At 43.7% G+C, this 13978-nt stretch carries 14 protein-coding genes and 1 pseudogene; 7 read left to right on the top strand and 8 right to left on the bottom strand.

Annotation, left to right across the window (positions count from 1 at the left end; translation table 11 throughout):
- Positions 1-39 precede the first annotated feature (39 nt).
- Positions 40-438: a DoxX family membrane protein gene (locus IDJ76_RS07645; protein ID WP_191162431.1), complete on the bottom strand. Its 399-nt coding sequence runs from the start codon at positions 436-438 to the stop codon at positions 40-42.
- Positions 439-750: 312 nt separating this feature from the next.
- Here IDJ76_RS07645 and IDJ76_RS07640 point away from each other — a divergent pair, with 312 nt between their 5' ends.
- The 3 genes from IDJ76_RS07640 to IDJ76_RS07630 all read left to right on the top strand — a co-directional run bounded on the left by IDJ76_RS07640 (position 751) and on the right by IDJ76_RS07630 (position 2943).
- Positions 751-1572, top strand: a complete 822-nt coding sequence (locus tag IDJ76_RS07640; protein ID WP_191162429.1) for a 5'-nucleotidase, lipoprotein e(P4) family — start codon at positions 751-753, stop codon at positions 1570-1572.
- 117 nt (positions 1573-1689) lie between these two features.
- Complete coding sequence (locus IDJ76_RS07635; protein ID WP_191162427.1) at positions 1690-2556, top strand: aldose 1-epimerase family protein; 867 nt, start codon at positions 1690-1692, stop codon at positions 2554-2556.
- Positions 2557-2604: 48 nt separating this feature from the next.
- A complete protein-coding gene (locus tag IDJ76_RS07630; protein ID WP_191162425.1) occupies positions 2605-2943 on the top strand; it encodes a hypothetical protein in 339 nt (112 codons plus the stop codon).
- Between the two features lie 87 nt (positions 2944-3030).
- Here IDJ76_RS07630 and IDJ76_RS07625 read toward each other — a convergent pair whose 3' ends face one another.
- Both IDJ76_RS07625 and IDJ76_RS07620 read right to left on the bottom strand, forming a co-directional pair.
- Positions 3031-4872, bottom strand: coding sequence for a glycoside hydrolase family 35 protein (locus tag IDJ76_RS07625; RefSeq protein WP_191162423.1), 1842 nt, complete (start codon positions 4870-4872; stop codon positions 3031-3033).
- Between the two features lie 16 nt (positions 4873-4888).
- Positions 4889-7708, bottom strand: a complete 2820-nt coding sequence (locus IDJ76_RS07620; protein WP_191162421.1) for a DNA gyrase/topoisomerase IV subunit A — start codon at positions 7706-7708, stop codon at positions 4889-4891.
- 151 nt (positions 7709-7859) lie between these two features.
- Between IDJ76_RS07620 and IDJ76_RS07615 the strand changes: the two genes are divergently transcribed.
- On the top strand, positions 7860-8096 hold the full coding sequence (locus IDJ76_RS07615) for a DUF6364 family protein (protein WP_191162419.1): 237 nt from the start codon (positions 7860-7862) through the stop codon (positions 8094-8096).
- Complete coding sequence (locus tag IDJ76_RS07610) at positions 8086-8502, top strand: type II toxin-antitoxin system VapC family toxin (protein ID WP_191162417.1); 417 nt, start codon at positions 8086-8088, stop codon at positions 8500-8502. Before IDJ76_RS07615 ends, IDJ76_RS07610 begins: the two co-directional genes overlap by 11 nt.
- Before the next feature lie 10 nt (positions 8503-8512).
- Here the strand turns inward: IDJ76_RS07610 and IDJ76_RS07605 are convergent, their stop codons facing one another.
- Positions 8513-9028, bottom strand: coding sequence for a YdeI/OmpD-associated family protein (locus IDJ76_RS07605; RefSeq protein WP_191162414.1), 516 nt, complete (start codon positions 9026-9028; stop codon positions 8513-8515).
- 140 nt (positions 9029-9168) lie between these two features.
- Here IDJ76_RS07605 and IDJ76_RS07600 point away from each other — a divergent pair, with 140 nt between their 5' ends.
- The gene (locus tag IDJ76_RS07600; RefSeq protein WP_191162411.1) at positions 9169-9597 is read left to right on the top strand and encodes a nuclear transport factor 2 family protein; all 429 of its coding nucleotides are present in this window, start codon (positions 9169-9171) and stop codon (positions 9595-9597) included.
- 56 nt (positions 9598-9653) lie between these two features.
- Here IDJ76_RS07600 and IDJ76_RS07595 read toward each other — a convergent pair whose 3' ends face one another.
- From IDJ76_RS07595 to IDJ76_RS07580, 4 genes are all read right to left on the bottom strand, one after another.
- The gene (locus IDJ76_RS07595) at positions 9654-10310 is read right to left on the bottom strand and encodes a GDSL-type esterase/lipase family protein (protein WP_191162407.1); all 657 of its coding nucleotides are present in this window, start codon (positions 10308-10310) and stop codon (positions 9654-9656) included.
- Positions 10307-10801 (bottom strand): cytidine deaminase, encoded by a 495-nt coding sequence (locus IDJ76_RS07590; RefSeq protein WP_191162405.1) that lies wholly within the window; start codon positions 10799-10801, stop codon positions 10307-10309. Before IDJ76_RS07590 ends, IDJ76_RS07595 begins: the two co-directional genes overlap by 4 nt.
- A gap of 61 nt (positions 10802-10862) precedes the next feature.
- Complete coding sequence (locus IDJ76_RS07585) at positions 10863-12758, bottom strand: DNA topoisomerase IV subunit B (RefSeq protein ID WP_191162402.1); 1896 nt, start codon at positions 12756-12758, stop codon at positions 10863-10865.
- Positions 12759-12863: 105 nt separating this feature from the next.
- Positions 12864-13526, bottom strand: coding sequence for a hypothetical protein (locus IDJ76_RS07580; RefSeq protein ID WP_191162400.1), 663 nt, complete (start codon positions 13524-13526; stop codon positions 12864-12866).
- A 337-nt stretch (positions 13527-13863) separates the two neighbouring features.
- Between IDJ76_RS07580 and IDJ76_RS21280 the strand changes: the two are divergent.
- Positions 13864-13978 (top strand): annotated as a pseudogene (locus IDJ76_RS21280) (glucosamine-6-phosphate deaminase); the annotation flags it as partial.

Here is a 13978-nt window from a genome sequence, read left to right as displayed (position 1 = left end):
AATAAATGTATAGTAGACAGTAAATATAACTTTTACCCTTTATATCCGGGGCGAAAAGGTAAATAAAAATTTATAATAACGCTGGTAAACAAACAACAGGAACAGGTTGAGGCCGAACATAACCACCCCTAAAACAAGCAATTGCGGGCCCAGGAATATATCAAACATCAAAATATTAAAAGTTACCGGGAACAAGCCGATGATAAATAAAGCGGTGTAACGGTTGATAATTAAACCCAGGCCTCCCAGTATCTCGATGGTTTTAAGGATGGGGAAAAAGTATTCAGCCTTGTTCAATGAGTCCAGATAATTGTCGGCATGTTTGGTTAAATGTGGCAGGGATACGATGCCCGGGACGAAATCAAAAAAGTAATCGAGGCCGAATACCAGGAATAAGATACCCAATATCAGCCGTGCAATTGTTGCCGCAGTTTTCATAAGAAAAGGATTTGGTTAGGTTATTGGGTCAATCAACTAAGGGGATCGACATGTTAAATATACGCAGTAATATTAATAAACCAAATGGGTAGTGTGTTCGTTATCAGATTAATATGGGCACTAATTTATTAACTGAAGTAGGGCAGAAAATTAGTGATACAAAACCGGAGACCGCCATCAGAATTATTATAACGATAACCTAATGAAACCCCGTTGCGCTTTTGTGATACAACCTAAATTAACGAAGTTTGTTAAAGAGTTCATCGGCAAAGTATAGCCGGAATTATTGTAAGCCCCCTACCCCATCAACACATGAAAAAATTACTTCCCTGCCTGCTGATCTGTTCTTTATTAACAAGTGCTTGCTCCACGTCAAAAAAAGCAGCAGTTGCCGTAAAACCGGAAGGCACATCTTTAGCTAACAGCGGCAAAGTTTGGGCTTCGCTTTGGCAGCAACGCTCTGCCGAGTATAGGGCCCTTTGTTTCCAGGCGTATAACCTGGCTAAACTGCGATTGGATGAATCGTTAAAGCAACCCGGCGGCAAGCCTTTAGCCGTAGTGACCGATATTGACGAGACCGTTTTGGATAACAGCCCTTATGATGCGATGCGCGCCGTTAATAATCTAGATTATAGCCAGGCTACCTGGAAGGCTTGGACCGCCAAAGCAGCAGCCGATACCGTGCCTGGTGCCCCGGCATTTTTTAAGTATGCTGCAGCTAAAGGCGTAACCGTGTTTTACATCACCAACCGGGATGAGGACGAACGCGCGAACACCCTTAAAAACCTGCAAAAATTCAACATGCCCAATGCAGATGATGCACACCTATTTTTGAGGCAAACCACATCGAGCAAGGAGAGCCGCCGGCTGCAGGTTTTAAAAACACATCAGATAGTTTTACTATGCGGCGATAACCTGCCCGATTTTGACCTGCTGTATGATAACCACCCCGCCGAAGCAAACCGGACCGCTATTACAGATCAACTGCGAAAGAAGTTTGGCAGCCGGTATATCATCATCCCTAACCCATCATATGGCGATTTTGAAGGGGCTATTTTTAATAACAATAACAAGCTGAATAACCTGCAAAAAGATTCGGTCATAAAATTGAAGTTGAAGGTTGATCAACGATAGCTGCATATAAATACAATTGGTAAAAAGCGCCATTAATCCGGTGCTTTTGCTATTTTTATTCAACAATACAAACAGCCTTAAAACTAATTTGTTGCTAACCGTACCAAATCAAACAGCATGACGATCCTCGAAAACGAATATCTGAAGGTAGCTATCGCTACCAAGGGCGCACAACTTTCCTCGTTATATAATAAGCAAACCGGTATCGAGCAGCTTTGGCAAGCCAACCCCGACATTTGGGGTTACCATGCGCCCAACCTGTTCCCTATAGTAGGGCAACTGACTAACGACGAATTATTGGTCGATGGGGATACTTACCCTATGAAAAGGCACGGTTTCGCAAGGCAGTCGGAGTTTATTTTGCTGGAAAGTGATGATGCTCATGCAGGCTTTTCGCTCCCTTATTGCGAGAAAACGCTGGCGGTTTACCCTTATAAATTTGATTTCCAGGTTTTATACACCCTGATAGATAATGCATTACGCGTTACCTACAAAGTGATTAACCGCGATAAAAAGCCGGTTTACTTTTCGGTAGGCGGGCACCCGGCATTTAATGTGCCTTTCCACCCTGGAGAAAACTATGAGGATTATTATATTGAATTTGAGGTACAGGAGAAATTAGAAACCCACCTGCTCACCGCAGATGGCACGTTCAACGGCGAAACCCACCCCGTACCTACCCCGCAAAAGAAATTGATACTCACCCGGGATATGTTTGCGGCGGATGCATTAGTATTTAAAAACTTGGCGTCGCGTATGGTGACCATTAAATGCACCAAACATGAGGAGAGCTTATCTGTAGAGTTCCCGCATTTTAACTACTTGGGGCTTTGGGCTAAACCCGGTGCCGATTTTGTTTGTATCGAACCCTGGTTAGGATGCGCAGACAGTGCCGGCGAAAAGAAGGAGTTCCCTAAAAAGGAGGCTATCCAAAAGGTAGTGACCGGCCATGTGTTCGAGGCTTCTTTTTTTATCAGCATTTAACGATGCAACCATTTAACTGATTTTTACGTCTTACCAATAAACACCATTATGAAAAAGAAGCTTTATATAATTGCCCTCACCGTATTATTTGCTTTAACCGCTTTTAACAGTAATGCAGCAACGGCTACTAACGGTAAAGAGAACTTTAAAGAAGCCGCAGCTGCCATGACCAAGGAGCAAAGGCAGGCCCGAATTGTTGAGATCGAAACCCGTGTTGAAGAAATTAAGGAGATGGACAAATCCCATCTGAACAAAGCCGAAAGGAAAGAATTAAAAAGCGAATTGAAAAACTTGAAACATGAAGCCCAGGCGATGAGCGGCGGTGGCGTTTTCCTTTCCATTGGTGCTATCCTCATTATTATTTTAGTGATATTACTGATCCTGTAAATTAACACGTATCCTGTAGGCAACAAAAATGGCACCCAATAGATGCCATTTTTTGTTACTAAACGCTCTAAATATCTCTGATATTCTTTATTTATCTGTCTTTTTCTCTTCGTTCAACACCGGATGATCAAGCGTTGAAAGCTCGGTATGGTTGCCCAGCAACTCGTCAAAAACAACCAGTTCATTGGTGCCTTTCTTTAACCAGGTTGCCGGTACATACAAAGTTTGCTGCGGGCCAATTTCCCAATACTTACCCAGGTTGTGGCCATTCACAAATACAAAGCCTTTACCAAAGCCATGCATATCCAAATAAGTGTCGCCTGTGATGCGGAGCGAGAATGTACCGCGGTATAAGGCGGGTTGCAATTCGCCTTCATTTTGTGCGGGTAGGTACTTAAACCCGGTGGTGGCAGTAAAAGGCAGCAAATACATCTTCCAACCAAGCAGCTCTTGCCCGTTTAAAGTTACCTTATCGGTAATACCCTGGCGGTTATCTGTGAGGAATGGCCCATAGTTGATACGGCCGTTGTTCTCTACTAATATATCCAAAGTACTATTAGCTGTCGGGCTATTTAATTGCAACGAATCCTGCTTTAAACGGCGGTCTAAAACACTAATGCGCTTGCCGTTAAGGTACACGGTTGCATAATCGCGCATTTCTTTGATCTTCAGCAATCCACTTGCGGCATTTTGCAGCGTAGTGCGGTATAAAACAAATCCGTATCCCTGGTCAAGGTCTTCAAAACTCATAGGCTTATCCGATTCTACAGGTTTGCCCAGGTTGCTGAACAAGTTGGCAGTGCCTGTTAACTTAATAGCTTCTAATGCATAGGTGCGTTTCTTTTTTTCGGGCACTTCGGGCAGGGTAGTTCCAGGCGGCAAGTGTTTGGCTATTACCGTGCGGAATTTGTAAAACTTAGCGGTTGGGTTACCGGCTTCATCCAACGGGGCATCATAGTCATAACTTGATGTTTGCGGCGCATAGGCTTCGGTTTTATTCATATTGGCACCATTCATAAAATCGCGCGTGGTGCCACCGTGGAACATATAAAGATTGATAGAGATTCCCGCCGAGAGCACCTCGTCAAGTTTCTTAGCATCCGCGTCAGCATTACTGCCACTGTGCGGCTTGCCCCAGCTATCAAACCAACCCGGGTACCATTCTGCAATGTAGTATGGGCCTTTACCATTATGGTACTTATTAATTAACTCCTTAACCTTTGTGGGGTTGTCCTCACCATTTACAGCGGGCAGGTAGCCCGGTAAATACCCAGCAGGCATTTGGGTTGCGCCATCGCAGGTAAACAGCGTACCATCAAATCCCGCCTCGCGAAAGATCTTTTCGTTTTGTGCCAAATATACCTTATCACTCCCGTATGACCCGTATTCGTTCTCTATTTGCACCATCAGGATATTGCCGCCGTGGTTTACCTGCAGGGGTGCCAGTTGCTTGCCTACTTCTATCATATAGTTATGATAGGCATTAATAAATTTAGGGTCCTGGCTGCGCACTTTAAGTGTTTTGTCTTTAAGCAGCCACCATGGATAACCGCCAAATTCCCACTCAGCACAGGCATACGGGCTGGGGCGCAGTATTACCCAAAGGCCTTCTTCTTTAGCTATCCGTACAAACTCCGCAATATCATTATTCCCCGTAAAATCATACTTGCCTTGTACCATTTCGTGCTGGTTCCAAAACATGTAGGTACCAATAGTATTTAAGCCCATAGCTTTGGCCATTTTCATCCTCTCGCGCCAGTTTTCACGCGGGATGCGGTAACAGTGCATTTCACCGCTGATAATCTGCAAGGGTTTACCATCCAGCATGAAGGTGCTGTCGCTAAAGGCAAAGTTGTGGTTGGTAGTTTGGGCGTTAGTTGCAACTGTGCTCAAAAACAGTGCACAGCAAATAAGTATCTTCTTCAGCATATAAAACTCTTAACAATTAAAATAAGCCCAGCTGGCCTTTGTCATCAATATCAATATCATCCGGGTTGGTAATTTCAAAATCTACTTTCTTAACAGGTTTCTCCGGCTTTGATTCCGTGGGCTCTGGTCCTTCCATTTTCGGTTTAGCCTCCGCCTTTGGCTCCTCAAGTTGTTGTTCTATAACGGGATTTACGGACGCAGATTGCATAACTTGTGGTGCTACAGCCGGGGCCGCATCTATCGCATCCTTGTCTTCTGCGGTGATGGTGATCTCGGTATCTTCTACCGTATCCGGTGCAGGGTCTGGCACGTCGCTTTCGTCGTCATGTTCGGCAATCAGTTCTACACTTTTTACCTGGTGTACCGACAGGCGGTTACCCATCGCTTTCATCCCCTTCACATCAATCAAGTCGGTAAGGTTCAGTTCGGCCATTTCTTCTACCAGGCTCTTGCCTTTGAGTTGCTCTATTTTCACAACAGGCTGCGCTGCGCCGGATATGATTACCAATTTAGACCCGCTTTCTTCGCTGATAATGCTGGTTTGCTTACCAATAACGGTATTCTCGAATACAAAGCGTTTCACCATGTAATTCTTTGATTTACCCTCGTAATGCACCACCGCGAAAACCTTGGCAGGATCGTACTTCTCGATCAGGATCATCTTATCATCAAAGTGATTATTGAGGTCGAAACTGGTTAGCTCATATAAACCATTGCTTAACAGGTTCAATATGCGGTCGTCGCCGTCAAATTCGCCAAGATATTTGCCACGGCCATCTGCATTGAGGCGTTTCAGGATATCGTCATACCAGATCTTGCGACCGGCCAGCGTACTGATGCCCTTACTTTTTAGCAGCACCTTTTTGACCGGGTATTTGGTCACCATATTACCAATAGATGCGCGGCCTTTAATAGCTAAGGATGCAAAATCCTCGTCGAAATTCAGTTTCTTTAATTTAGCATGCGGTTTTAGCTGAACGGTAATTATTTCGGCTTCGCCATTTGGGTTGGCGGTAAAGTACAGCATTTTTGAGCCTTTACTGCCTTTTGTCAGGTCGTACTCCTTATCGCGGGTTACGCCCGTTACCGAGAAACGTTTGATGTAGCTTACGCCGCTTTGCCCGTCTTTATAGATCATGTTATAAACGGTGCGCTCGTCGTTCTTTTTAAATACGGCTACATGCTCTATATCCTTACCTACAAAAACTTTGTCCTGCACTTTGGTCACGATGAAGCGGCCATCTGCGCGGAATACAATGATCTCGTCAATATCCGAGCAATCGCAAACAAACTCGTCTTTCTTCAGCCCCGAGCCTATAAAGCCATCAACCCGGTTCACATACAATTTCACATTGGCTAAAGCTACCTGCGATGCCTCCACCCTGTCAAAGGTGCGCAGTTCGGTTTTGCGGCCCCTGTCTTTGCCATACTTTTCTTTCAGCTTTTCGAACCATGCAATGGTGTAATCGGTAAGGTGTTTAAGGTGATTTTTAACCGTTTTGATCTCGGCCTCCAGGGCTTTGATCTGCTCGTCCGTTTTCTTAACATCGAAACGCGTAATGCTGCTCATCGGTTTATCAATCAGCTTTTTATAATCTTCATTGGTGATAAGCCGGTAGAATTGCGGGAAGAACGGCTCGAATAACCTGTTCAACACGCCTACTACCTCTTCAAAATCTTTCGAGCTTTCGTAGTCGGCGTGTTTGTACATGCCCTCCTGGATAAAGATTTTCAAGAGCGAGCTGAAGAAGATCTTCTCCATCAACTCCCTAAGCTTGATCTCCAGTTCTTGTTTTAAAAGCTCTTTTGTATAGAAGGTGCTTTCGGTAAGCATATCGTTCACGCTCATAAAGCGTGGCTTATCGCTTTGAATTACACAGGTATTGGGCGAAATAGACACCTCGCAATCGGTAAAGGCGTACAAAGCATCAATAGTTACATCGGGCGAGATGCCCGGCGCCAGGTGAATCACGATCTCGACATTCTGCGCCGTGTTATCCTCTATTTTTTTGATCTTGATCTTACCCTTATCGTTGGCAGATATTACGCTGTCAATCAACCCGCCGGTTGTGGTGGTAAAGGGAATCTCGGTAATGGTCAATGTCTTCTTATCCCGCTCAATGATCTTGGCGCGTACCCTCACTTTACCGCCACGCTGACCTTCGTTGTAAGCCGAAGCATCGGCCATACCGCCTGTTGGGAAATCGGGCAGTAAATTCGGCCTGTTGCCGTTTAACACAGCGACAGATGCATCAATTAATTCAATGAAATTATGTGGTAATATCTTGGTAGCCAAACCCACCGCAATACCCTCGGCACCTTGCGCTAATAGCAGTGGAAACTTTACGGGCAGGGTGATTGGCTCGCGGTTACGGCCGTCATAACTGGCCTGCCAAACGGTAGTATCCGGGTTGAAAACAACGTCTAAAGCGAATTTAGACAGACGTGCTTCGATATAGCGCGGGGCAGCTGCCGAGTCGCCCGTTACCGGGTCACCCCAGTTACCCTGGCAATCTATCAGCAGGTTTTTTTGGCCTATCTGCACCATGGCATCACCGATAGAGGCATCACCGTGCGGGTGATACTTCATGGTGTTACCGATAACGTTGGCAGCTTTGTTAAAACGCCCGTCGTCCATTTCCTTTAACGAATGCAGGATACGGCGCTGAACAGGCTTTAGGCCATCGTTGATGTGTGGAACAGCACGGTCTAATATGACATAGGATGCATAATCCAGGAACCAGTTTTCGTACAGTCCGTCAAGAGAGGTAATTTTCTGAAGTTTAGTGTCTTCTATATGGTCAGGACTATCGGGATTGTTTAGATCTTCGCTCATTCGTTAGCTAAAAAAATTTGGATGGGTAAAGATAAGATAATGTGCAGAAAATTAGATATTGAGGCAGACGGATTGCGAATATCTAACTTAATTTTTATTAACATTAAAACGTGACATGCGCATCATTTAAAAATATACGTATATTAGTAATATGAAAAGCCGATTGAACTTAACAATAGAGGATAGCTTATTAACGAGCATGAAGAAATATGCCGAGAAAAAAAACACAAGTGTATCTAATTTAGTAGAAGCATATTTTAAAAACCTCACAAAACCTGCAAAGCGCGAAACATTTATGGATATGGTAGAAAAACTCGGGCCGCATAACATTGACCCAAAAGCAGATTTGAAAGAGCTATACTATCAAAATAAAAAACATGGCTTATAGAATATTTTTAGATGCCAATATTTTAATTGATTACGCCCTTAAAAGAGACGACTACGAGGATGCTGAAGAGATTGTCGAAATGGTCCAAAAAGGTTATGTAGAAGGATTTATAACATCGTCAGTTTTACATATTATTGGTTATTGGATCTCAAAAGCCTATGGCGCAGAAAAAACTAAAGAATTACTTTTAGTTCTGTTAACAGACGTTGTAGTTATAGACATCACACACGACATCGCTTTGCTTGCATTACATTCTAAGATAGATGATGTAGAAGATGCTTTACAATACTATACAGCAATTCATCACAAATTAGATTATTTTGTAACAAGGGATAAACAGTTGCAGAAAAACGGTATACCGGCATTACAAGTTATCGGCCCCAAAGAATTCATTAATCGTTTGTAGTTTACTCAATCTACTCCCTCAACTTTTTCTGCTCCCTTAACATTGCGCCATAATCCATTCGCCTAACCGCTGCGCCGAGGGTTTGTGCTATCCGGTTGGCACGGGTCTGTTCTGTTTTGGCGTCGTTGATCCACTTGATAAAATAGCCACGGTGCGACTTAGATAAGCCATTAAAATACTCCAGTGCTTCCGGCTGTTCGTAATCAAAGCAATCCTGTAAATCATCCGGCATTTCTATTTTAAAATCGGCATCATGTTCCAGCCGTACCCTTAACATGGCACCCTTATTTTTATGAACACCCTTGCGCATGTCGGCGTTTACCGGTAAAATATAATTCCCATCGCCATGAGGAAGTAAGGATTTACCTGCGAAGGCGAAATTGTCCAAAAACCCCTTTACCCGGTAAGCCCGCTTTTCGCCGGGTTTTATTTGCTTCGACACATCTGCCGGGATCTCAATATACGTCCACCCGGTTTTGTCGCCAAACTCCCCGAATTGCAGGATGATGGTATTAAAATCGACCATAGCCAAATGTAAGGGATAAAAAAGGTTAATGTTAAATGTTTGTTAAATCAACGGTTTTAACACTTTCGGCTGTAACGTTATCAATTTACAGGCATCTTATAGATGTAAATAAATTACAACAAACCTCAAAAACAAAAACCATGAAAACTTTAAAATCAATTATGTTGGGTTTAGCACTGCTTATTATCGGCGGAACCGTTAAGGCCCACACCCCTCCCGTTAATGATAACCTGACCAAAACATACGCCGTAAATACTTATATCAATGCGATTACCCGCGGTAAAATGGACGGACTGAGTGATGTCCTGGATAAATCCGTAAAATTTAGCATGCTGCGCGGAAACGATGTATTAAGCTTCGACAAAAAAGAAATGCTTGACTTTATGAGAAAAGACCGTAACGTACAGCAAAGCTGTTTAACCAGTACCCACGTAGTAGAAAGCAGCAACGACATTGCAATGGTGCGGGTAGATATGCAATACGACAATTTTGTACGCAGCAATTACGTGACCATTGCCAATACCGGCGCCGGTTGGAAAATAACCAGCGTTTACAGCGTATTTAAATAGAAATAGTTAATTAGTGTGTTAAGTGTAAGCTGCCGGTATGATGCCGGCAGCTTTTTTTATTTTACCCAAGGCGTTAACGCGGCCTGCCATTTATCATAGCCGGCTTTATTTAGGTGCAGCATATCGCTTTCAAATAATGCTGGGTTAGGCTGTTTGGTTGCCGGATGTAATATAGGTGTAGACACATCAATAAAGTGGCCTTTCGTACGGCTTAATAAGTAGATTCTGATCAGCCGGTTAGCGGCATTAACCTGGTCGAAATACTTGGCCCTGCTTGGGCTCGGCTTAACCGACATAAAGTAGATATCGGCCTTCGGTAGTTTTTTTTGCAGCATACCCCACAGTTTAATAAACTCCTGAGCCACAAACACCCCGCTTTTCCCTTCGGCAATATCATTCTCTCCGGCGTAAATAAATACTTTCCGTGGCTTGTAGGGGAATAAAATATAAGGTGTAAAATATTCAGTCAATTGTTCCAGCGTGCAGCCGCCTACGCCCCGCCTGATAATGGGCAGGTCGCTAAAGCGCGATTCCAGATCTGTCCATTTACGGATAGACGAACTACCAATAAACAGGATACCATTTTTTGCGGGCATGCTAATGCTATCCTGCGCCTTAAAATCGCGGATCTCGTTATCAAAAGGGAAACCAGTTTGCGCATGTGCAACACCGGTAACGGCTAAAACTAAAAGCAGTATTATTTTAAATTTCATGTAGATTGTACTAAGCGTTCTTCAAAAAAGGCAAACGGCATCAAGCTGTCTACCCCATCTAATACCCAAACCGGGCCATCAATGCAGTATAACAAAACCTTCATCGGGCTGTTTTGTCTTTTTTCGCATTCGGCCATTACCTGCAGGCAACCACCGCAACACGTTACCGGTTTAAGTATAGGGAACTCGTTGGTGTGGGCGGTAACCGCCATACTTACAATTGGATCATCGGAGTGATTGGCGCTCCAATGGAATAGGGCCACTCGCTCCGCACAAAGTCCGGATGGATAGGCTACATTCTCCTGGTTACTTCCGTGTAAGATCTTTCCGCTTTTGAGCAAAAGGGCAGCGCCAACCTTAAATTTAGAATACGGTGAGTGGGAAGATGCCAGTGCTTTTTCTGCCTCCAGGCAAAGCTGAAGATCGGCCGGGATTAACTCCTCCACAGAGTCGAAGTCGGTAAAGGCTATTTTTATTTCGTGTTTTGTCATTCTCGTAGCCGCTCAAAAAAGAGGGGCATACAAGATAGGAGTTATTTAAATAGAAACCAAACTACACCGCAACATCCAATTCCACACTATCCACCTGCTCGGCAACCAATGGATTGATAGTTTCATCGTCTTTCTCCACCCGCAGGTTGTTTACAATATGCTGCTGGCGGGTTGGCGTGTTCTTACCCATAAAATATTCTAACAGGGCTTTGATGTTGGCATCCTTCAAAAATACAGGATCTAAGCGGATATCTTTACCAATAAACAGCCCAAATTCATCCGGCGAGATCTCTCCCAAACCTTTAAATCGGGTAATTTCGGGTTTAAGGCCTAAGCTGGCAATGGCATTGCGGCGTTCTTCGTCGCTGTAGCAATAAATGGTTTGTTTTTTATTACGCACACGGAACAAAGGTGTTTGCAGGATCGATACGTGCCCCGCCTTTACCAGGTCGGGGAAAAATTGCAGGAAAAAGGTCATCAGTAACAACCGTATGTGCATACCATCCACATCGGCATCGGTAGCTACCACAATGTTATTATAACGTAGCCCATCTATCCCGTCCTCTATATTGAGCGCATGCTGTAACAGGTTAAATTCCTCATTCTCGTAAACCACCTTTTTGGTCAGCCCGAAGCAGTTGAGCGGCTTACCTTTCAAGCTAAATACTGCCTGCGTCTGCACATCACGCGATTTGGTGATGGATCCGCTGGCCGAGTCGCCCTCAGTGATAAACAGTGTCGTTTCCTGCCTGCGCTCATGATTATCATCGAAATGCAGCTTACAATCGCGCAGTTTACGGTTATGCAGCGATGCTTTTTTAGCGCGGTCGTTAGCCAGTTTTTTGATACCGGCAATATCTTTCCGTTCCCGTTCAGATTGTAGGATCCGTTTCAGCAAAGCATCCGCTACCGCCGGGTTTTTATGCAGGTAATTATCCAGTTCCTTTTTTAGGAAATCATTAATAAAACCACGAACCGACGGTCCCTCCGGGCCGATGTTTTGTGAGCCCAGTTTAGTTTTAGTTTGCGATTCAAATACCGGCTCCTGTACTTTTATAGCAACAGCCGCCACAATAGATGCGCGGATGTCAGATGCGTCGAACTCCTTTTTATAAAACTCGCGAATGGTTTTTACCACCGCCTCACGAAAGGCCGCCTGATGCGTACCGCCCTGTGTGGTATGCTGCCCGTTCACGAACGAATAATATTCCTCTCCGTACGATTGGCCGTGCGTCATGGCAATCTCTATATCTTCGCCTTTCAGATGAATGATGGGGTAACGCAGGTTCTCGGCATCGGCGTTGCGCACCAGCAGATCATAGAGGCCGCGTTCTGATAAATATTTTTGTCCATTAAAATTAATGGTTAAACCGGCATTCAGGAACACATAGTTCCAGATCATGTTCTCTACAAATTCGGGTATAAAACGGTAATGGCGAAAAATGCTGTCGTCCGGAAAAAAATTAATGGCCGTACCGTTGCGTTGCGATGTTTCCTTTTCCGGCTCGTCACGTACCAGTTCACCTTTTTCAAACTCGGCAATTTTGGTACGCCCGTCGCGGTAAGATTGTACGGTAAAAGAGTTTGAGAGTGCGTTAACTGCCTTGGTACCCACACCATTCAACCCAACCGATTTTTGGAAGGCTTTGCTATCGTACTTACCGCCTGTATTTATTTTAGATACACAATCTATCACTTTACCCAAAGGGATGCCGCGGCCATAATCACGCACAGCAACTTTATGGTCGCTCATGTTGATGTCAATCGTTCTGCCGGCACCCATCACAAACTCATCAATAGAGTTATCTACGATTTCTTTAAGCAAAACGTAAACGCCATCGTCAAATGCGGAGCCATCGCCCAACTTACCAATGTACATACCGGGGCGTAAACGGATGTGCTCTTTCCAATCGAGCGAACGAATACTATCGTCGTTATAATTTACAGTTTCTGCCATGTTTAAATCAAAAATCAGGGGAAGCGAAATGCCCTTGTTGCAAAAATAAAAGTAAGCCCGTTAAATTGGTATTTAAATGTGCCAACTTATCAACATTCGCATAGTTTAGGGTTTAAACTTTAAGCAATTGCTGGCCTTGTCCATATTCTTAAAAAATTCCGGACTTTTCTCATTGGTCAAACAAACTGCCAGTATAGTGCCAATCTGGTCCCTTTGCAGCGTAATTAAAAGAGCGTATTTATAATGTTTAGTTACCGCCATATTGGGCAGGTTTAGCAGGTAAGATTTACCAGCATCTGCATTATACCTATCTAAAATACGCGCAGGTATGTTACGGGGGGTAAAATCCCGGCTGCCGCTAAATGCTATCGCCTGCGCATTACCCAAGGCAATGTAAAGTGAATCGGGGTTTTCCTGGCGCGTATTTTTATTGTCGAGCGACCGCTCGTAAGCAGTGTAATTTTCCTTTTGTGATCTTACCTGAAACCAAACCTCAAACCCAATTCCGGGTAACTCCATTCCGTAATCAAAGGTATAATCTTCATTATTGGGTGCTTTAATCTCTTTAAAACCGGGCGGCGGAGTGAATGAAACGCTAGCAGCAGCGGCGGTATGCAGAAACCCGGTAAGCTGCGGGCTTATATACGGCATTTTTTTTACAACTACTATCTGCGCTTTCTTAACAGGTTTTTTCTTAGCCTGCGAAAAACCGGGCATAACGCAAAACAACGATATCCCCGTAAGCAATAGCTGTTTTATTTTATTCAATGTGGTTTTAATTAGGGTCGAACTAAAATTAACAATCGAATTTAAATACTTTTAAAGACAATTGAAATATAAATTTAAAAATTAAACGTTTAGGTAAAATAGATAAATGAATAAATGTGTTGAAAACCTTTTTAAATTATTTTAAAAAGTACTTGATATGTACGATATACTTTATTAAGTTTGTATTAGTGACAGCACAACAATCATTACATAAGCATTTTAGTTTTTCCTCGGTGGAGGATTTAATTTTTATAGTCAATTGGTTTAAAATCCTCACTTCGGTGGGGATTTTTTTTGTGTCGTTTTTTTAACACCTATTACAATTAGATAATATTTTATGGCAAGATTAAATTTATTGGAAGAGACGCGATATGAGAAGCTGCCGGTAAGCGTTTACGCTGACCAGGCTGCGGCTTCACTGGCAGTAGCCGCAAGGATCGCAAAACTGATCC

This window comes from Mucilaginibacter glaciei, assembly GCF_014773245.1.
GTDB classification, from domain to species: domain Bacteria; phylum Bacteroidota; class Bacteroidia; order Sphingobacteriales; family Sphingobacteriaceae; genus Mucilaginibacter; species Mucilaginibacter glaciei.
This window is presented reverse-complemented; position numbering and strand designations above follow the sequence as displayed.